16 protein-coding genes are annotated in these 20,331 nt (G+C 68.5%); 3 read left to right on the forward strand and 13 right to left on the reverse strand.

The window, feature by feature from the left end:
• On the forward strand, positions 1-972 hold a 972-nt coding region (locus tag A5705_RS15470), incomplete at its 5' end, for a MinD/ParA family protein (RefSeq protein WP_231982464.1).
• Here the strand turns inward: A5705_RS15470 and sigI are convergent.
• Positions 969-1,844, reverse strand: coding sequence for an RNA polymerase sigma factor SigI (gene sigI, locus A5705_RS15475; RefSeq protein ID WP_068278434.1), 876 nt, complete (start codon positions 1,842-1,844; stop codon positions 969-971). The genes A5705_RS15470 and sigI overlap by 4 nt on opposite strands.
• Before the next feature lie 111 nt (positions 1,845-1,955).
• On the opposite strand from sigI, the gene A5705_RS15480 reads away from it, so the two are divergent.
• Both A5705_RS15480 and A5705_RS15485 read left to right on the forward strand, forming a co-directional pair.
• Positions 1,956-2,810 carry an NAD(P)H-binding protein gene (locus A5705_RS15480; RefSeq protein WP_068278437.1) on the forward strand — a complete coding sequence of 285 codons (855 nt, stop codon included), beginning with the start codon at positions 1,956-1,958 and terminating at the stop codon, positions 2,808-2,810.
• 1 nt (position 2,811) lies between these two features.
• Complete coding sequence (locus tag A5705_RS15485) at positions 2,812-3,252, forward strand: nitroreductase family deazaflavin-dependent oxidoreductase (protein WP_068278439.1); 441 nt, start codon at positions 2,812-2,814, stop codon at positions 3,250-3,252.
• Between the two features lie 45 nt (positions 3,253-3,297).
• Here A5705_RS15485 and eccA read toward each other — a convergent pair whose 3' ends face one another.
• The 12 genes from eccA to eccB all read right to left on the reverse strand — a co-directional run bounded on the left by eccA (position 3,298) and on the right by eccB (position 20,331).
• Positions 3,298-5,148, reverse strand: coding sequence for a type VII secretion AAA-ATPase EccA (gene eccA / locus A5705_RS15490; RefSeq protein ID WP_156763134.1), 1,851 nt, complete (start codon positions 5,146-5,148; stop codon positions 3,298-3,300).
• Positions 5,149-5,156: 8 nt separating this feature from the next.
• Complete coding sequence (gene eccE / locus A5705_RS15495) at positions 5,157-6,737, reverse strand: type VII secretion protein EccE (protein WP_068278441.1); 1,581 nt, start codon at positions 6,735-6,737, stop codon at positions 5,157-5,159.
• Positions 6,734-8,404, reverse strand: a complete 1,671-nt coding sequence (mycP, locus tag A5705_RS15500; RefSeq protein WP_068278442.1) for a type VII secretion-associated serine protease mycosin — start codon at positions 8,402-8,404, stop codon at positions 6,734-6,736. Before mycP ends, eccE begins: the two co-directional genes overlap by 4 nt.
• The gene (gene eccD, locus A5705_RS15505; RefSeq protein WP_082956491.1) at positions 8,389-9,918 is read right to left on the reverse strand and encodes a type VII secretion integral membrane protein EccD; all 1,530 of its coding nucleotides are present in this window, start codon (positions 9,916-9,918) and stop codon (positions 8,389-8,391) included. Before eccD ends, mycP begins: the two co-directional genes overlap by 16 nt.
• Positions 9,915-10,943 carry a MinD/ParA family protein gene (locus A5705_RS15510; protein WP_156763135.1) on the reverse strand — a complete coding sequence of 343 codons (1,029 nt, stop codon included), beginning with the start codon at positions 10,941-10,943 and terminating at the stop codon, positions 9,915-9,917. The genes eccD and A5705_RS15510 overlap by 4 nt, the downstream gene beginning before the upstream one ends.
• Positions 10,944-11,069: 126 nt before the next feature.
• A complete protein-coding gene (locus tag A5705_RS15515) occupies positions 11,070-11,900 on the reverse strand; it encodes an ESX secretion-associated protein EspG (protein ID WP_068278444.1) in 831 nt (276 codons plus the stop codon).
• Positions 11,901-12,017: 117 nt separating this feature from the next.
• Positions 12,018-12,305: a WXG100 family type VII secretion target gene (locus A5705_RS15520; RefSeq protein ID WP_067879694.1), complete on the reverse strand. Its 288-nt coding sequence runs from the start codon at positions 12,303-12,305 to the stop codon at positions 12,018-12,020.
• A 35-nt stretch (positions 12,306-12,340) separates the two neighbouring features.
• Positions 12,341-12,664: a WXG100 family type VII secretion target gene (locus A5705_RS15525; protein ID WP_067879691.1), complete on the reverse strand. Its 324-nt coding sequence runs from the start codon at positions 12,662-12,664 to the stop codon at positions 12,341-12,343.
• Between the two features lie 125 nt (positions 12,665-12,789).
• Positions 12,790-13,989 (reverse strand): PPE domain-containing protein, encoded by a 1,200-nt coding sequence (locus A5705_RS15530; RefSeq protein ID WP_068278446.1) that lies wholly within the window; start codon positions 13,987-13,989, stop codon positions 12,790-12,792.
• A gap of 9 nt (positions 13,990-13,998) precedes the next feature.
• Complete coding sequence (locus tag A5705_RS15535) at positions 13,999-14,298, reverse strand: PE domain-containing protein (protein ID WP_067879683.1); 300 nt, start codon at positions 14,296-14,298, stop codon at positions 13,999-14,001.
• 331 nt (positions 14,299-14,629) lie between these two features.
• Entirely contained in the window at positions 14,630-18,844 is a 4,215-nt protein-coding gene (gene eccCa, locus A5705_RS15540; protein WP_068278447.1) for a type VII secretion protein EccCa, read from the reverse strand.
• Positions 18,845-18,846: 2 nt separating this feature from the next.
• Positions 18,847-20,331: a type VII secretion protein EccB gene (gene eccB, locus A5705_RS15545; protein ID WP_068278448.1), complete on the reverse strand. Its 1,485-nt coding sequence runs from the start codon at positions 20,329-20,331 to the stop codon at positions 18,847-18,849.

The raw sequence follows: 20,331 nt of genomic DNA on the forward strand, positions 1-20,331 counted from the left end.
GCCCCGGGGCGCCCCCCCCCCGCCCGACAACCACCCCCGCAGCCTGCGCGCGAGACCCCGCCCGCGGCGGAGCCGCCCGGGCCGCCCGACCGGGGTTGGCGACGCGTCGTGCGCCTGGCCACCTTCGGTCTGATCAGGCCCGGTCCCTCGGCCGCCCAGCGTCAGGAGGCACAGTACGAATCGGAGATCCGAATCCCGCTTCATGGCCACTACAAGGTCGGCGTGCTGGGCAAGGGCGGCGTCGGGAAGACGTCGGTGGCCGCCAGCGTCGGATCGCTTTTCGCCGAACTGCGTCCGCAGGACCACGTCGTGGCGATCGACGCCGACACCGCGTTCGGCCGGTTGGGCTACCGGATCGACCCACGGTCGAGCAGCTCGTTCTGGGGGTTGACCTCCGACAAGAATCTGGAGTCGTACGCCGACGTGGTCGGGCGCCTCGGCCGCAATGCCGCCGGCCTGCACGTGCTCGGCGGCGAACCGGCATCCGGCCCCCGGCGAGTCCTCGATCCCGCGGTCTACCGGGAGGCCGCGCGCCGGCTGGACCGCCACTTCACGATCTCGGTCATCGACTGCGGCTCCACGATGGATTCGCCGGTGACCCAGGAGGTGTTGCGCGACCTGGACGCGCTGGTCGTGGTGACCTCGCCGTGGGCCGACGGGGCCAACGCCGCCGCCAGGACCATCGAATGGCTGTCACAACAACGGCTGACAACGCTGCTGCGCCACACCATCGTGGTGCTCAACGACTCGGACGGCCACGCCGACAAGCGCACCCGGGAGCTGCTGGCCCGCGAGTTCGTCGAGCACGGGCAGCCGGTGATCGAAGTCCCCTACGATCCCCACCTGCGGCCCGGTGGCGTGATCGACGTGGACGGCGAGATGGCCCCGGCGACGCGGCGCAAGTTTCTCCAGATCACCGCGACGATCGCGGGTCATTTCGCGGCGCGCCCGGAGCGTCCCGCGCCGCGTTAGGGCCGCCGCTCGGCACCCAACCGCGCCAGCGGGTCGGCGACGGCCTCGATCTTGGTCACGAGGCCACCGCGGACCGTCAGCACGATCGCGGCGAAGAGCCGGCGGTCGGCGAAGGCCAGCACCGCCGGCCCCCCGGCGGGACCGCTGACCAGGGTCACATCCGGCCCCAGGTAGCGCATCAGGTTGGTGGCCACCGCATCGGGCCCGTGGTTGACCTGTGGCGGCGGGGCCGGGTCGGCCAGCACCGTGCCCACCCCCCAGACCGCGGGATCCAACACGGCGGTCAATCCGGCGATGTCGCCGTTGGCACACGCGGTGATGAACTTGTCGGTGACGAGCTGGTGCTCGGACGGGGCGACGTCGTTCAATTTCGGTTGTGCCGCAGTGAATTTGGTTCGAGCGCGCCGCGCCAGCTGGCGGCAGGTGCCGACGGGGCGTCCGACGGTCTCGGCGATCGTGTCGAACGGGACGCCGAACACGTCGTGCAGCACGAAGGCCACCCGTTCCCCGGGGCTGAGCCTCCGTAAGACTTCCAGAAGCGCGGTACGGACCTCGTCGTCCAGCGTGACACGGTCGGCGGGGTCAGAGCGAGGCGTCGCCGACGGTTCGTCGACCTCGCCCGGCCGCTCGTAGCGGGCGCGCGCCGAACGCACCTGATCGAGGCACAGCCGGCTCGCCACCACCGTCAGCCAGCCGCGAACGTCGTCGATCTCGTTCGGTTCGGTCCGCGACAGCCGCAGAAAAGCCTCTTGCGCAACGTCTTCCGCGTCGCCGACGTCGCCGAGCATCTGATAGGCGAGGTTGACCAGATAGGGGCGGTGCAGGCGCCAGGCCTCGGCGACCTGGTCGCGGGGCGACGGTGACTGGTTCATGTTCCTTCGACGATGTGGGGCCGCAAAAAGTTACGCGTTGCGGCTGTAACTTTCCCGGCTCCGGCGCCGTCGTATGCGCAGTCAGGAAAACTCACGGAAGGACCCACCCCCATGACAATCGTCGTAACCGGAGCGACCGGCAACGTCGGGCGCCCGCTCGTCGCCGAACTGCTCGCCGCGGGCGCCCGGGTGCGCGCCGTCACCCGCACGCCCGACGCCGCCGGGTTCCCGGAAGAGGTCGAGGCGGTCGGCGCACCGGCCGACGCCCTGCCGGGCGCCTCTGCCGTGTTCCTCAATTCGCGGGCCCTGGGCGAGCACCTGGCCGACGTGGTCGCCGCCTGCGGGCGCGCCGGCGTGACGAAGCTCGTTGCGTTGTCGGCGATCAACGCCGACGACGACTTCTCGCGCCAGCCCTCGCGCTTCCGCGGCGATCGCAACAAGGAGGCCGAGCAGCTCGCCGTGGATTCCGGCCTGGCCTGGGTGAGCCTGCGGCCCTCGGTCTTCGCGACCAACTTCGCCGGCATGTGGGGCGCGCAACTCCGCGCCGGGGACGTGGTGGGCGGACCGTACGCCGCGGCATCGTCGGCGCCGATCGTGGAAAGCGACATCTCGGCCGTCGCGGCGCGCGCGCTGCTCACCGATGACCTTGTGGGACAACGCATCCCGATGACCGGTCCGCAGGCGTTCACCAACTCGGAGCTGCTCGGGGTCATCGGCGAGGTTCTCGGCCGCCCGCTGCAATACCACGAAGCGCCGGCGGAAATGGTGCGGCAGCGGTTCATCGGTCTGGGGTTGGGCGCCGAGTTCGCCGACGCGTATATCGCCATGCAGGCGGAGACCCTCGACAAACCCGCGCTGGTCACCCACGACGTGGAAAAGATCCTGGGCCGCCCGGCGACCCCGTTCGCGCAGTGGGTGTCGGAGCACCGCGACCTGTTCGCAAAGTCCGAGACGAAGGAGAGCTGACATGTCCGATCCACGCCCGCCGCGCTACCTCAAGCGCATGAACAAAGTGATGATGGCCGTCCAGCGGCTCGGGATACCGACCGGTCCGGCCATGGTGCTGACGGTGCCGGGCCGCAAATCGGGTCAGCCGCGCAGCACGCCGATGACGCCGTTCGAGTTTCGCGGTGGCCTCTACGTCGTCGCGGGCTACCCCGGTGCCGACTGGGCGGCGAATGCCCGCGCCGCCGGCACGGGCACGTTGAGCCGGGGCCGACGGTCGCGCACCGTCAAGATCGTCGAGCTGGGCCCCGAGGAAGCACGGCCGGTGCTGCGCGCGTTTCCCACCGAAGTCCCGGTCGGCGTGGCGTTCGCGAAGCGCTCGGGGATGGTGCGCGACGGCACCGCCGACGAATTCGAGGCTTTGGCCGGCCGGCTCGCCGTGTTCCGATTCGAGCCGGCGTAGCGGCAATTCGGTCGCACCAATCGACACGTCACTGGACGCCGCGACCTACCAGACGATGGCGGCCATGTCGCGGTTGTCCGAACACACGCTGCGCACCGCGGCCTCGATGTCGGCGGCGGTGATGATCTGCAGATCCTCGACGGTCACCGGCTGGCCCGAGCGCTTCTGGGCGACCACCCGGGTGTCGCGGAACCCCTCGGCGCGTTCGATGACGTTGCGAGCGAACCGGCCGTTCTGCATGGCGTCGATGCCGTGTTGACCACCGGGCGTGGTGTAGTTGCGGATGGTGGTGGCCGCATTCATCAAGGCCTCCCGGGCGCCGTCGTCGAGCAGGCTGGCCCGCGGTGCGGCGTACCGGTGCCCGATCTCGACGATCTCGGCCGGCGAATAGGACTCGAAACGCAGCTTGCGGTTGAACCGGCCGGCCAAACCCGGGTTCACCGTGAGGAATTCGTCCACCTGTTCCTCGTAGCCGGCCCCGATGAAGCAGAAGTCGAACCGGTGGGTTTCCAGGGCGACCAGCAGCTGGTTCACCGCCTCCATGCCGATCATGTCCGGCGTGCCGTCCTGGTGGCGTTCGATCAGCGAATAGAACTCGTCCATGAAAATGATTCGGCCCAGCGACTTTTCGATCAGCGCGTTTGTCTTCGGCCCGGATTCGCCGATGTAGTGGCCGCAGAAATCCGACCGCCGCACCTCCCGGATCTCCGGATGCCGCACGATCCCCATGCCCGCATAGATCTTGCCCAGCGCCTCGGCGGTGGTCGTCTTTCCGGTGCCGGGCGGTCCCACCAGCAGCATGTGATTGGTCTGGCCCTCGACCGGCAGCCCGTGCTCGAGGCGCATCATGCGCACCTCGAGCTGGTCTTCCAGCGCCGACACCGCCTGCTTGACCGCCGCCAGGCCCACCTGCTTGGCCAGCAGGCGTCGCCCCTCGGCCAGGAGCTCGGCGCGCCGGCCGGCCGCGTCGTCGTCCTCCAGCTGCTCACGGCTCTTTGCGGTCGATGCGTCCCACTTGTCGGTGCGGCTGGCGATGGTCTGTTCGTCTGTCACGACCAACTGCAGGTTCGGGTCCCCGAGCGCGGCTTTGGCGGCGTCGGTCAGCACCCCGTTGATCGCGGCCTTCGACAGCCAGATCTGGGCACGGTCCTCCTCGTGCAGCTGGCGGTGCACCATCCCCCGCACATACGCCAAATCGGCGACGAGCAGCGGGATGTCGGCCGGACCGATCGAGGCCGTCAGCACCTCGGCACCGAACCGGCCCGACGATGTGTTCTGGCCGATCACGTCGACGCGGTCCAGCCAGTCCAGTGCCACCCGGCCCTGCCCGAGATGCGCGGCGGCATGCGCGGCCAGCGCGCAGATCGACGCGGTGACCGCGGACATGACGATCGCTTGCGGCGGCAGCTCCTCCGCGGCCGTCAACAACAGGTCCGGCCAGCGCTGCGTGGCGTACATCAGGAATGCCCGGGCCAACTGGTGCCACTGGTAGTTGCCCCACGAGTCAAGCAGCTCGCGATTGGCCAAAAGCCGGTCGGCGTCGGCATATTCACCGGCGATCGTCAGCGCCGACGACAGCGCCAGACCCACCTGGGATGCGTCGGTGACCGTGATGCCGATGTAGGGGCCCAGCTGCATCTCGGCGGCCAGTGCCCGGCCGATCCGCGTGGTTTCACGATGCAGCCACTCGCGGTGATGGTTGAGCCGCTTCAGGGAGGCCAGGTCGTTGTCGCCGCAGGCGATGCGGCCCAGCCAGGCGTCGGCCATCGACGGATCGGCCTCGGTGGCGGCAATGAACTCAGGCAACGCCGCGACGCGCCCCTGCCGCTCCATGGTTGCCATGGCGCGGTCGAAATGCCTACGCGCCGTGAGCAAATCCCCCATCGTCTGCACCATCCTCGACGCTACGTGGCGAATGACATCGCGACAGACTCCAGGTTGACATATCGGTTCTCCGCCCGGAACAGGTCCATGTCGACCAGCCAACTTTCGCCCGCCGCAGTGACTTTCACCGTCGCACCGCTGACCTGCTGGACGGCCACCTCGAAGGCATGTCCGTGTCCGTCCGGAAGCGGAGTGCCGGCCGGCGCGATCGTCATCACGGTGGCGGGCCGCGGCGCGGGCGAGATCGCGACGTCGCCGCCCTGTTGGACGGCGTGTTCGACCACGCTCACGGTAGTGCGCGGCGCCGGCCGGGAGGAGTTGACGACGCTGACCAACGGCATCCGCACGCTGGCCCAGCGCTTCAGGTCGCGGGTGTGCACGCTGACCCGCTCGCCCGCACCGGCGGTGCGAATCACGATCCGCTTGGCTATCGCGTCGTCGGCGGCGACGAAGACCCGTGACAGCTCGCCTGCATCGGTAACCGGGATCATCAGTCGGTCGCCGTTGCCGAGCTTGCCCACCAACACCCCCGACGGCCCGATCTCGACGATCAGGCTGTGCGGCAACGGACTTCGATGCAAACCACGCAGTAGGGGCCGGGGCCCGCACATGTTGGCGGCGGTCGCGGCGGCCTGCTCGCCGTTGAGGCGGCGCAGGACCACGCTCGGCGGGCTGGGCGCCTGCGTGGGTGTGCGCACGGTGACCGTTGCGGTGCAGGTCCCGTCCGGGTGGACGGTGACGTTCTGGACGACCTCGTCGACGCGCAGCGTCCAGGCCTGGGCGAGCACGTGAGAGTTGATCGCCTCCGCCGGATAGGCGTACGTCGTCATCCAGCCGGCCTCGCCGCGGATGGCCTTCCACTTTTGCATCGTGCCCGACACCGCGTCCCAGCCGAGGCGGCGATCGAGCTCCATCAGGTCCGTGGCGGTGGCCACCTTCGCGCGCAGCCCCTGGCAGCGCAGCTGCCCGGCCACCCGCTGGGCGGCCGAGATCGCCGTTGCGCCAAGGGTTGTCCGCCAGCGCAGCGCGCCGGTGTTCTCGATCACCGGCAGCCGCAGGATCAGCCAGGTTTCGCGGCGGCCCGCGTACGGCGGGGTGCCGATCTCGGCGTCGTACACCCGCGGGTAGTCGCCGACGCCGCCGCACCGCGACCCGAACGAGACGACGCTGATCGAGTCGAGTTCCAAGCCCAGCGGGTGCTGCAGCATCGGCACCAGTTCGACGATGTCGATGACGTTCTCGGTCTCGACGCTCACCGAGCCGGTCACCGTGGTGGGGCGGTGCGCCCGGCCGAGCAGCTGCACCGCCACCACGGCGGCCCCATCTTGGACGCGCACCCCGCCGCCAGATCGGTTGCTGGCCACGGTGATCGGGTCGCTCCAGCTGATCGGCCGCCGGCCCCGCAGCGCCAAAACGGCCCACGACCAGGCCGGCTGGCCCCGCCACCGCACGAACACCACGGCGATGCCCGCGACGACGGCCACCGCAGCGCCGACGTAGCCGCCCACCGCCCAGCCCGCCAGCGCGAGCAGGAACACCACCAAGATCCCGACGACCCGCCGATTGCTGCGCGGGCTGAACCCGGTCAGCCCCGATCTCATCGCGCCCTCCGGAGCCGCGCGCCCGTCGCCACCACCAGCACACCGGCGATCACGGCACCCAGGAACCCGAGGGCGATGTTGCGCGCCCGGTGATCTGGCGGCGGCGGCGGTGCCGGTGGCGTGATCACCCGGCTTTGCGCCCCGGGGGGCATCCGGTCGCCGGGCGGGATGTTGAACGTCAGCGCGGCGACCGGGTCGACCAGGCCATAGCCCACCTTGTTATCGACGCCGGCCGGTGGGTTGTGCGCCGACTGCACGATCCGGTTGATGACCTGATGTGCCGTCAGCTGAGGGTATTTCGCCCGAACCAACGCCGCGACTCCGCTGACGTACGCGGCCGAAAAGCTGGTTCCCCAGAACGGCATGTTCTTCTCACCGGGCCGCGACGGCGGGTAGGCGTTCACCGGCCCCCCGCCCTGCGGCGACAGTCCCATGATGTGCGTTGCCGGCCCGGCCACGGCAACCCAGGGACCCGACATGCTCTTGTCGATCGGCGCACCGCCGGCGTCGACGCCGCCCACGGACAAGACGTAATCGGAAAACCACGACGGCGACGAGATGACCTTGACCTGGTGCCAGTCGCGCGGATCCGACGGGTCCAGGGGGTCATACATCGGGTTGTTGTCGCAACCACCCTCCCCGTCGTTGCCGGCCGCGGCGACGACCACGGCGTCCTTGACGGTCGCCGCGTACCACAGCGCCGCGCCCAGCGCGCGCTGGTCGGTAGAGGACGCGGCCGGCAGGCAGGAGGTCACCGAGATGTTGATCACCTTCGCGCCCATGTTCGCCGCGTGAACGACGGCCCGCGCCAGCGTATTCAGCGTGCCGGCCTTGACCTTCTCGTCCGAGTTCGGGTCGGCCGGCGGCGGGTTGACCGGCTCAAAGGCCCGGGAGGACTGCCGTATCGAAATGATGGTGGCGTGCGGCGCCACGCCCACCACCCCGTCGGGGGCCCCGGGCGGGGGCGGCGGCACCGCGGGTTCGTCCTCGGTCTGCGGATCCGGCGGCCCGTTCGAGGGAGCCATCGCGCCGGCTTCCGGCGCCGGGGGCGGTGGCGGCGGAGGCGCAGGAGGAACCAGGGTGATCGTCACCGGAGGTGGTGGCGGCGGGGGCGGCGCCGGTGGCGGAACCTCCACCGGGGGCGACGGCGCCCCGGCGGCCGGCGGCGGTGCCGCCGGCGGGGGAAACGCGGGCGCCGGCGGGATGGGACGCGGCATCGGGGTAAGCCCTTGCGGCGCGGCGCCGATGATCGCGCCCACGACCGTCCCGTGCGCGTCGCAATCCGACAGGCCGTCCTCGCCCATGATGTAGTCACCGCCGGGCACGACCGGCAATCGCGGATTGGGCGAAATGCCGGTGTCGATGACGGCCACCGGCACGCCGTTGCCGGTGCTGTACTGCCATGCGTGGCTGATGTTGAGCAGGTCGAAGCCGGGCGCTATCTGCGACACGTCCGGGGTTTTCACGGTGATCGGCACCGAGCAGCTGTTGGCGCGACGCATCGGCTGGTCAGGCCGCGGCGGCCCGTCCGGCGGCACCGCCGCCGGATCGACTTTGGGTGGTGAAATAGCTTGGGCGGCAGGAATATTGCCCGTAACCGCGATCAGGCTCAGGGTTGCGACGACAGCGGCGGCGCGGGTGCACACCGGTATCAGTGGCGAAGCCACGTGAACAGCCCTCCCAGCGCCGCGGCGGCCGGCAGCAAGACGATCATGGCCAACACCTCGAGCCATTCGACGGTCAACCGGATCAACGGCCGGAACCGCGTCGCGGGCACCAAAAGCGCCGCGGCCAAACCCAGCGCGGCGAAGGCGACGACCAGCGCCACCGGCCAGATCAGCCCGGTCTCGAGGTTCCTCGGCCCGGTCAGCGCGTACTTGACGACACCGGCGCATACCGCCGCGCATGCCCCGCATACCAGGGCGACCGCCTGGTATTTGGCCGCAAATCCGCGGCCCTGGGTGATGAAGATGCCCACCACCAGTCCGGCCACGAGCAGGGCCAGCCACGCCCAACGGCGACCCGGCGCCAGGACGCCCCACACCGCGAAGGGCAACACCGTCGACACCCCGGCGCACAGGCCCACCTGAACCGCGTTGACCAACCGCGCCGACGCGGCGATCGCGGCCCCGCGGGCGGTGATGTCGGTCAGTTCGTCGTCCTCGTCCTCGGTTTCGTTGGCGCTCACCGGCGACACCGTGTCCACCGGCATGCCCTCGCGGCGCGCGAACAGGTCGCGTCCGGTGATGGATCCGAAGTGCGGCGGCCGCACCCTCGCCACCCACAGCGCGATCGTCGGCGCCATTCGCACCAGCACCAGCAGACCGAACAGCACGCAGATCGACAGCACCTGCACCGACACCGGCCGAAACATCCGGGCGGCGGCCACGCCGGCCATGATCCCGCACACGGTCACCACCGCCGTCGCCGCCGCGGTCTGCCACCGTTTCCGCGTCGCCACGCTGATCGCGATGGCGCCCAGGATCACGACGACCAGTCCGATCATTGCGTGCGGCGCCCCCAGCTTTCCGGGGGGCGCGCAGCTCCCCGCAACGGCAACCAAAAGCACCGTCAGCCAGGCGAATCCGCTGAACATGTCACGGCGCTGCGGCCATCCCGTGAACACGACGACCGCGGCGATGGCCAGGAGCAGCCCGACCGCGCCGCCAACGGCCGCCGGGATCAGGCTGTCGCTGACGGTCCGTTGCCGCAGTGTCAGGCCCACCACCACAGCGGCCGCCATCACCGCGATCACAATCGCGGTATGGGCGGCGGTCAGCGCCGTCACCGGAGCAAACATCCGGTCGCCGCCGTCGCGGCCGAGCCACTTGCCCATGGCCGCCAAGGCCGTCGACAGCGACTCATACTGCGGCTCAAAGGATTCCCCATCGACCCGAGGCACCAACACCAGCGTGTCACCGTCTTGGACGCCGAGCTCGTCGAGGCTCTTGTTGACGTCCAGGCGTACCCCATTGACCTTGTGCAGCTCGTAGCTGCCCGGCGGCAGGGCCACGCCGTCGAAACCCTTGCGCTTCAGGTCGTCGCTGAGCAGCTCCACCATGCCCTCGAAGAAGCCTTCCACCGGTGTTCCCGCGGGGAACACCTGCGAGCACAGGTGCTTGTCATAGGAGATGTTGACTGCGCACCGCGCCGGGAAGGCGACCTTGTGGGGCGACGTCACTGCTGGGCCCTCTCGGCGCCTGCTTCGGGCACGTACTTGTCGGCGAGCCCGGCGGTGATCTCGAAGAGCCGCAGCCGCGACTTCTTCTTCAGCTCGTGGACCGTGTCGATGATCCCGCCCTTGGCGAGGTGCGGATCGAACGGCATCACCTCCACCGTCGCGCCGACCTTGGTGAACCGCTCGGTCAAGTAGGCCAGGGCGTCCTTGTCGACGGCGCTGTCGGTGTGGTTGATGATCACGGTGCTGTGCGACACGAGCTCGTGATAGCCCTGCGCGCTGAGGAAGTCGATGGCGCGCAGTACCGGCCGGGACTGGTCCGCGGTGATGCCGGAGACGAACACCAGGGTGTCGGTGTTGTCCAGGACGGTTTTCATGACCGGGTGTTCAAGGTCGGGGGCGGTGTCGACCACCATGACGTTGTGGGTCCGCCTCAGCCGCGCCAGCACCCCGGCGAACATCGCCGGCACCAGCGGCCTCGGCTGGTCCGACGTCCGGTTGCCGGCCAGCACGTCGAGCCCGACCGCGTTCTGCCCCAGGTGTTCGCGGATGTCCGCGTAACCCTGCACGTCGGTGTCGTTGATGATCGCGGTGTAGTCACCGGGCGGCGATTCGTCGATCCGGTCCGCCAGGGTGCCGAAGCCCGGCACCGCATCGATTGCGATCACGTTGGTGGGCCGGCATTCGCGGAACACACCCCCGATGCACGCGGCCATCGTCGACACCCCCACGCCGCCCTTGCCGGAGACCAGCGTGATGACAAATTGCCGCCGAATGTGCCTACGGATGCGTTCCTTTAATTCGCGATAATGGCGTTCGCCCGGCGATTCTCCGAGGTTTATTTTATGGAACGAAAGGCCGTAAATGAATTTCCGCCAACCCGAACCCGGGGGAATTTTTCGGGGGGCGGCTAAATCGGTGATACGCATGGTGTCCGATACCGAATCCCGGTGGCGCACCGCTGACGGATCCCCCCGCCCAAGCCTCTCTTCGTCAAACATATTGGGGTCATTCCAAGGTGTCGTCACGACCGTCGATGCTAACACGATTCGCGATAGTCCGTTTCCCCGTCCACTAAACCGCGAAGTGCATTAGAACCGAGTTGGGCTTTACCATTCCCGTGATTGGTGTAACGGACACTTTTGCGGCGTGGGTCAAACCACGCGCCGGTAGGAGTACCACTCCTCGCCGGCGGGCAGGTTCTGGATGAGCCGCTGCACCGCCGCACTGATGTCGCTGCGCGATCCCGGTGACAGGACCTGGTAGCGCCGCCCACCCGACGTCATGCCTTCGACGCACAGCCGGCCGGCGGCGGTGTCGACGATGGCCACGGCCGACTCCCCGATCGCCAATCGGGCCGTTTTGTCCGGGCCGACACCGGCCTGCACCGCCACGATGGCCGCCGAGGCCGACCGCCCCGGATCGGCGGCCATGGTGACGATGTGCAGCTGGTCGACGTCCAAGCGCTGCCTGAGCAGAAATGATTTCAGGCTGGCGGCGTCGTGCACCGACTCCAGCAGCTCCTTGGTGTCCACGGTGACCGGCCGGAGCGGCGCGGCTTCCGCCACGCCGCACAATCGCTCGACTTGCCCCACCACGAGTTCCGTGGCCGCGGCCGCCTCGCTGGCGGTGCCGGCCGGATAGAGCCGCACGAGGTCGCCGTGGCGTTCCAACACCACCCACCAGGTGGCGAACCGGCAGATTGCCGCGCGCGTCGGATCCCGCCCCGGCACGTTGATGTGCAGCAGCAACCCGAGGTCGCGCCGCAGCAGCACGGTCAACCATTCCCGGATCATCGGGTCCGCGTTGCCGGCCTCGTCGAGGGCACCGCAGGCTTTCAGTTCCGCGACCACCGGGTGGCGCAGCGCCAGCTCTGGGGTTTCCAGCCGAGGCAGCAACGGCCGCAGGCCGAGCTCGGGGCACAGCTGCTCGACGCCGGTCACCGCCTGCAACACCCACAGGCCGTCGATTGTCGTTGTCAGCAAGCCGCTTTCACCTCAGACAGGTCGCCGGGCACACCGAAGGTGGGGCACATGCGAGGCGTGGGCGCCCCACCTTGGTCTCCGCCCCTGGACACGACAGTGCCGCTGGGGCAGGCGATTTCAGAAAAGGTGGCTGATGTTGGTGTCGGTCTGGATCGCCGCGTCGAGCACGTGGCCGGTCGTCTGGCCGTGCTGGCGCACCGTGTCGATGAGGCCCTGCAGTCCCGACAGCATCTGGTACTGCGCGTCGAAGAACCCCGTCGCGCCGTGGCCGGCGAAGAACTCCTGCAGCGAGTTGGTCTTGTTGGCAACGTCGGCGTGAATGGCGTCGAGCTGACCGGCGCGGGAACCGACGTCGGCCGCGAAGTCGGCCACCGGGCCCGGGTTGTAAGCGATGGGGCCTGTCATGGTGATGTCCTCTCTGAAGCGAAATGGGTTGGCAGTTAAGCGAGGTTTTGTGCGGAGCCGCCGAACAGCGCGCGGAACGCGTGCTGTGAATCGGCCTCGTGGGCTTCCATCAGGGCCGCGGCCTGCTTGAGGCCCTCGGCCAGGCGGGTGCCGCCCGTCAAGACCTTGTTGAGGTCGTTGGAAACTTCGGACGCCGTCATGTGAGAGGCGACGACCGCGTCGCCGGACCAGGTGGACGGATTCATGACATTTTCTTGGTTGGCCAAGTAGCCCTGCGCGATCGCGATCGCGTGTTCCATGTGCGCTTGAATCGCATCGCTGGTGCTTCGCAGCACGTTGGCATCGACAACAATTGACACGGTTGATTTCTCCTTATCCGGTTAGGCGTTTTTCTTTATTGTGTTGTTCCCGTTGGTTTCTCGGGTTGCGTCGAAGTGTATGGCGGCCGTCCCGATGTGTCGATTCACCCTGTGAGCAGGCCTTTTCAGAGTCTCTCGTCGACCACGCGCACCGTCGCGGGTTGCTCGTTCTTCTTGTGCGACCCGCCGTGGCCGCCGGCCGCATGGCCCACCGGCATGCCGCCGACTCCGGTGCCGCCGGCCGCCGGCGTTGTCGTCGTCGGGGACCGCACCGACTCGACGCCCAGTGCCCCACTGGGACGTAGCCCGACCGGGCGCCCACTGCTGCCGGGCTCGAACGCGCTGACCGGGCGAGTGAAGGTGGTCGCGGGCACACCGGCGCCGCCGAGCGAGGCCCCGCCACCGCCGACACCGGCCGCCGCACTCGGCGCCGCGGACACCGCGCTGACCGCCGAGGCGGGTGCCCCCGCGCCCGCACCCAGTGCGCCCGGATTGGCGAACATGCCCATCATCGATTGCAGCGGCTGCATCGCGCTCATCGGCGCCTGCATCAGCTGCGACGGCGCCTGCAGCGCCTGCGGGACCGCACCCATCATCGACTGCAGCGGTTGCATGAAGGTGCTCACCTGGCCGCCCATGTCCGGGTCGCCCGACGCCGCCTGGCCGGCACCCTGCGTACCCGTCTGGACTCCCTGGAACGCGGCGCGCATCCCGTCGCCCGCCGCCGCATCGCCGGCCGCCTGCCCGACCGTCGCCGCCGCTTCCGCCGGGGCGGCGGGTGAGGCGCCCATGGTCGCCAGCGGAGGCGGGATCGCCAGGCTTTCGGCCAGCCCGGCGAGAATGGCACCGTAACTGGCGCCGACCGCGGAGTTGTTGGGCCACATCACGCCGAAGTACTCCGTGTCGAGCGAGATGATCCGCGGCGTCAGCGTCCACAGCACGCTGGGATTGGCGATGTTGTCGGCCGCCTCCTCGTCACGGTTGGCGTTGCACTCCGGCGCCGGACGCATGGCGGCGTTGGCCATCTGGTAGGCCGAGATCGCGGCCGCGACCACCGCCGGCTTGACGTCGACCCAGCCGGCCAATCCGTGCAGCGACGCGTTGAGCGCGGTGGCGCTCGCGGCCGAACCCGCCGACCCCACCCCGGTCCAGCTTGCGGAGGTCACGACGGTATTGATCATCGACGCGCTGGCCGAAGCGTGGTGACTGGCGCCCAAGGCCGTCCAGGCGGCTTGGTTGGCCAACATGGTGGCCACGCCGGTCCCGGTCTTGAGCAGAAGGTCGTTGGCTTCGGGTGGACGCGCCGCCCACCCCGGATCGGGCATGGGTGTCGCTTACAGCCCGAGCGTCAACGCGCGCGCGGCCTCGGTGGCGGTGTAGACGCAGGCCGCGATGTTCTGCGTTCCGGCGAACAATCCCCGCTGCACCGCGTGCTCCTGCACCACGCCCAGGTAGGCACCCCCGCATGCGTTCAGTGCCGCGGCGAAGAGAGCCGAGTCAGGGTCATTGCCCATGGGCGTGGTGCCCAGCAGCGCCGGCGCGGCCGCCGCGGCCGCCCCCTCGACCTCGGCGCTGACGGCCGATTCGGCCCCGGCTGAGCTCAAAACAGCTTCCGGCGGTACGACAAACGACATATTTCCCTCCGAACGATCTCGCAGCCGATCCCTGCGAATGCGGGCAAGTCTAGTGCCTGAACGCAGATCGCGTATTCACAATTTTTATCCGCAGATCTCGCTGGTAGCAATTCACCAACCGGCGGCGCCCAGCGCGCAATTGTACTTGCGTCTAATTAATGCCACTGGCACCCCAAATATCGCTATTGCCACTCCCGTAACGCGTCACCCAAGGTTGCGTCCGGGGCGCCGACAAGTGCTGGGAGGTTGCCAGTTCAGCACCGGTCTAACTGAAATTGGCATTTTCACCCGCCGACCGCATTCGGCCGTAATGGGACCCAACTTGCGCCGACTATTTCGCGGCGATCGCGGACGGCATACCGACCAAAATCCCCTCGACGTCGGCTTCGTCCGTCACCAACAATCCGCGCCCCGGCGGCAAGGCTTGAGCGCGAAGAAGCCGGTTGATCTTGTTTTGCGGATCGTTGTCCATATAAAGCTGCGCGACCTTCGCCGACGTTTGATAGCGCATCCACGGGTCCATCTGCAGCGTCGCCCAGTTGGTGCTGTTGCGGGTGGTGAAAACGTGCAGCCCGATCTGGCGCGCGCGTTCCATCAGCATCCACAGCGCCGCCCCGACGGGAGCCGTCGCGGGATAACTCTGCGCCTGCGCCGGCCGCAGGTCTTGGACGTCGTCGATGAGCACGAAATGCCGAGTCCCTTCCCATGGCTTGAGCGCGCGCAACTCCTCCTGGCTCAGGCCCTTGGGTGGCAGCCGCGGCAGCAGGATCTCCTGGGCGAGCTCGGTGATGACGCGGTCGATCTCGTCCTGGTCGTAGGCGTAGGCACGCACGTAACCGGGTGCATGCAGGTCACGCAACCCGTGCGGGGCGGCCTTGGGGTCGATCAGCGTGAGCTGGGCCTCCTCCGGGCTGAACCGGCTCATCACCGCCTCGCCGATGGCGACCAGCGACAAGCTCTTGCCGCAGCCCTGCCGGCCCAGAATCATCAGGCCCGGGCTCTCCGCCAGCCGGAGGGGAACCGGGCCCAGCTGATGACGCTCGCCGATCGCGAACGCGATCGACAGATCGTCCGCGGCGGCGTGGGCAGCCAGGATCGCGCTCAGCTCAACGCGTTCCGGTAGCCGCTGCAGGACCGCGTGCTTGGTGACGCCGGCGACTTCGGCGACACGGGCGCCGACGCCCGGGGTGTCCACCAGCGTGCGGGTGGCGGGATCGACCACCACGGGAACGCCGACCAACAGTTCGTGCAGCGAGTCCGTCAGACCGAACCCTGGGCGGTCCAATGTTCGCCGGGCCGCCTCGCGCGACTCGATCGCCGACTGGCCCATCTGGCTCTCCCCCGGTTCGGCGAGCCGCAATTGGATTCGCGCGGTGGCGTTTTGCAAGAGCTTCTGCCGCTGCCCGTGAATCCAGCCACCGGCGCTGCACATCACGTGCACCCCGTATTCGGGACCGCGGCTGCTGAGCGAGATGATGCGATCGCCCAGCATCATGTCTTTCGTGTAGAGGTCGTCGTAGTCGTCGACCACGACGAAGACGTCGCCGAACGGATCATTGGGATCGGTGCCGCCCAGGCCGTCGCTGCCAGGCCCGAAACGCCGTTCCCGGAAACCGTCGAGATCGATGTTGGCGCGGCGGAATGCGTCCTCACGGGCATCGATCAACGCGTCCATGCTGCTCAAGATCCGCTCGATGCCCTCGGTGTCCTTGGGCGACACGATGTCCGCGATGTGTGGCAGCGACCCGATCTGCGCCATGGTCGCCCCGCCGACGCAGAAGAATGTCACCCGCGACGGGGTGTACATCATTGCCGCCGAGCACATCAGCGTCATCAGCGTGGTGGTCTTGCCGCGCTGCTTGGCCCCCACCACGATGATGTTGCTGCGCAGCGCGTCGATGGAATGCACGACCTGTTTGGATTCCTCGGGGATGTCCATGACGCCCACCGGGAACACCAGGCCCGGGTTGCGGCCGTAGTCGACGTGCCAGGGCTTGCCGCGCCACCCGGCCACCACCGCATCGACGGGCTCGGGATTCTCCAGTGGCTCCAGCCACGGCCGCCGCGGCGCCCGGTGCGGCACGGTGTGCAACGACTCCCGCAGCACGTCGACGATCTTCTTTTTCTTGAAACCGTCCTCGTGCAAAAGGAATTCGTCGGGTTCCTCGTCGGCCGCCGACGCGGCTTCCAGCGCGGCGGCGTCGGCCTCGTCCAGCGGCTGGTATTGCCAGTTGTAGAGCCGGGGCTGCGTCAAGGTCATGTCGACGGTCCTGACCACCTCGGCCTTCTTCGGCACGATGAAGGGCGCCGACAAATAGAAGCAGCGGAACGGCTCCAGGTCACGCGGGCCCACCTTCAGCAGCGCGAAGCCGTTTTCCTTCGACGGCAGGTGGTAGGCGGCGTCGGTGCCGATCACCTCACGGCTGTCATCGCCCGATTCGGCGCGCAGCGCGATCCGGAATGCGATGTTGGACTTGACTTTTTGCAGGGACGACAGGTCGAGCCGTTGCCCACCCAGCATGAAGAAGACGTTGGCGCCGCGACCCTCCTGACCGATGTGAATGATCAGGTTGATCCACTTGTCGTGGTTGGCGAACAGCTCGAGATATTCGTCGACGATTACCAGCAGCACCGGCACGGGCGGGAGATCGCGTCCGGCAAGGCGGATCTCCTCGTAGTCGTTGGCGTCGCGGGCGCCCACCGACGTGAAAAGTTCGTAGCGCTGCTTGATTTCACCGTCGATGACCCTGCGCATGCGCTCGGCCAGGTGTCGCTCGTCCTTGCCGAGGTTCGACAGGGCGGCCACCACGTGCGGGATGCCCAGGATGTCCTGGGCCGCCGACTCGAATTTCATGTCGACGAAGATGACGTTGAACGTCTCCGGTGAATGTGTGAGCGCGATGCCGTAGACCAGCGACAGGAAGAACTCCGACTTGCCCGAGCCGCTGGTGCCGATGACCACCGAGTGGAAACCGAAGCCGCCGAAGTCCTTTGCGCGGATGATGACGTTCTGCAACTCACCGTTCGGTTTGGCGCCCACCGGGATCTCGCACCACCGCTCGTCGCCGCGGCCGCGCCGCTCGGCCCACAGTCGGTCCACGTCCAAATCGCGCGGGTCACTGATTCCCAGTGCGCGCAATAACTCTGCGGCTCCGCTGGCGGCGTCGGCGATTTCGGTGCTGCTGGTCGGCGACCACCGGGCCATCGCGCGCGCATACCGGTAGGCGCGCGGGATCGACAGTTGGTCGGCGTGCGCGAAGAACTTGCCCCCCGCGCGCAGCAGCGGTGCGGGACGGCCATCGTCGTCCTCGGTGCCGTCGCCGTCACGCCCGGCCTTGGCGGCGCCATTGGTTGAGCCGTCGGCCGTCGCGGTGTGCCGTTCGCTCATCTCGTAGCGCTGGTCCTTGTCGAACCCGACGCCGACGCCGGCCCGGGAAGCGATGCGCAGCACCGTGATTCCGGCCTTGCCGACTTGGCCGACGACGCTTTCCCAGGCCTCGGGGCTGCCGGTGTTGTCGTCCACGATCACCCAGTGCGGCCCAAGATCGGCCCCGGCGCCGGGCTGGCCTGTCTCCAGGGCTGAACCGAGCGTGGTCGGGCTGGCCGCCGCCAACGGCGTCCACTGTCCGCGCTTGCCCTTCATGTGCAGCTCCGCGCCCAGCGCCTGCTCGAGCTCTTCGGGTGTGGCAAAGATCAGCCGCCGCCACCCACACGCGTCGAACAACTCGTCGTGCAGGTTGTGCGGCAGCCACACCATCCACGACCACAACTCGGGGTTGCGGGTGACCACCATCAACTTGACGTCGCGCGGGTTGTGGAACACCGCCAACGAGCACAGCACCGAACGCATCAGCGAGCGCACCCGGTTGAGGTCCTCGCCGACGAAGCTGAACCCCGGCGCGGATCGCAGGTTGACCACCTTGGCGATATCGCGAATCTTGCGCTGCTCCAAGATGAAATCGCGCAACGCCTGGCCGGTGACGGGCTCCAGCTCCTCATCCGAGGCGATGTCTGGCCACGTCACCGACAGCACTGAATCCGGTGCGTGCTGCACGCCCGTGCCCAGCCGCACCTCCAGGAAGTCCACGTCGGCGCGCCCGCGTTCCCACATCCGCGGGCCGCCGATGATGGCGCCGAGGCCGCGCGGATCGGAATGCACGGCCTGCTGCCAATTCCGCTGCGCGCACACCGCGGTCTGGATCTCGTCGCGGTTGCCGTCGAGGTCACGTAGGTAGCGCCGACGGCCTTTTTCCAACTCGCCCCAGGTGATCTTGCGCGCGCGCCCGAGCCGGCCCGAAAAGGCCAGCATGCTGAACGCACCGATCCCCATCAGCGGGAAGAAACCCGTGGACAGGCTGCGCACCCCCGAGACGTACAGCATGACGATGGTGCCGATCAGCGCCACGATGAGCGCCGGTACGCCGATCATCACCCAGATATTGCGCGGCTCGCGTTCGGGCAGCGCTATCGGTGCGTTCGGCGCCACGCGAACCGGTTTCGGCGGCTGGATCCTGATGCGGTTGATCGGAAAAGCCCTCTTCGACACTTCTAGCCTCCCGCCCTTGCCGATGTCGTCAGCACGCTCGCCTGCCCCAGCACAGGCACCGTGTCGCGCGCCACCAGCGCGGCCTGCTGCGACAGCACCGGACCCGCGGCAAAAGTCCGCAACAGCGGCCACGGCGCCTGCACGGCCGCCGCCGGATCCAGGCCCAGCGCGCGCAGCGTCGATTCGTCGGAGGCGATGCCGAACCGCACGCCGTTGTCGGCCACCCAGAACAGCGATTCCCGGCTGTCGCTGGTGACCACCCCGCTGGTCGACGTCACGAAGTTCGCGGCGCCCGGCAGGACCAGCACCTGATTGGCCACGACAGACGCCGGGTCGCGGTCGTCGCGGACGAGGCGCACGATCCGATTGTCCATCGACGAGGGGACCGGTAGCCCACGCCCGTTGTAGATGGCGACTCGGGCCTGCGGATCGGTCGACGCCTTCTCCCATCCCACACAGGTGGTCGGATTGGCCGCCGAGTCAATGAAATTCAGCCGTCCGGTCGGGTAGTAGTCCACCGACAGAGAATTCACCTCGGGAATGTTGACCAGCACATCCGGGGTCACCGTCCGTGGCGTCGCCGAACCGTAGGAGTTGGCGCTGCGCAGCAGATCCGCCACGAAGCCCCCGACCTTTTGCACCCCGTCGGGCAGCAACACGTAGAACTGGCTGCCCCCTCCCGCCGTTTGGTTCTGCAGCACCGCACCCACCTGCGAGCCCGGCAGGAACTTCGACGGACTACCGGCCTCCGGCACGTTGGGGACGCGGAGCGGCTCGGTGGCGGGCAGCCCGTCGAAGAGCGCCCGCGAAATCTCCACGGGCACCGTCACTCCGGGGTCAAGCCCCAGGCTCAAGGTCACCGCCCGGTCGGTGGGCTCGACCTGGGAACGCTTGCCACCCCAGATCACATAGGTGGCACCTTCGAACGTCACCAGCAGGCCGGCGTCCTTGGCCATCGGCATCGCCCGACCGCCAATGAGCTGCCCCGCAATGGAAGTCACCACTGGCTTATCCGCAGTACGCGGCCGGCCGGCCGTGTCACAGACGGCCCACGCCGACATGGCGCCCCGGTTGACCGGCATCGCCGCCGGCGCCCCCGGGATGCCGACCAGCGGCCCGGTTGGATACTTCGCGATCTCGGGCGGTTTCACCCAGGTTGGTTGCCCCGCGGTGCCCGTTGCCAGCCGCGCCGAGGTCAGATTCAGCGCCGGATACAGGCGGCCGTCGATGCGCGCGTAGATCGCGCCAGACTCGCGATCTCCGATGATCGCCGAATCTCCCACCACCCCACTGGGTTTGAGCACATTCAGCAGCACCATCCAGCCCGAGGCGATCGCCACCAGCACCACCGACAGTGCCAGCGCCGCGGTCTGCTTACGGTCGTCGTGCTTCATCCGCACCGAGAAGCGGGTTGTCGCGGCCCGGAGCCGCCGGTTGTAGAACAGGTGGCCCGAATTCTGGTCGCGGTTGGACAAACTCAACGGCAT

This window comes from Mycobacterium sp. E787 (genome assembly GCF_001668725.1).
Lineage (GTDB): Bacteria > Actinomycetota > Actinomycetes > Mycobacteriales > Mycobacteriaceae > Mycobacterium.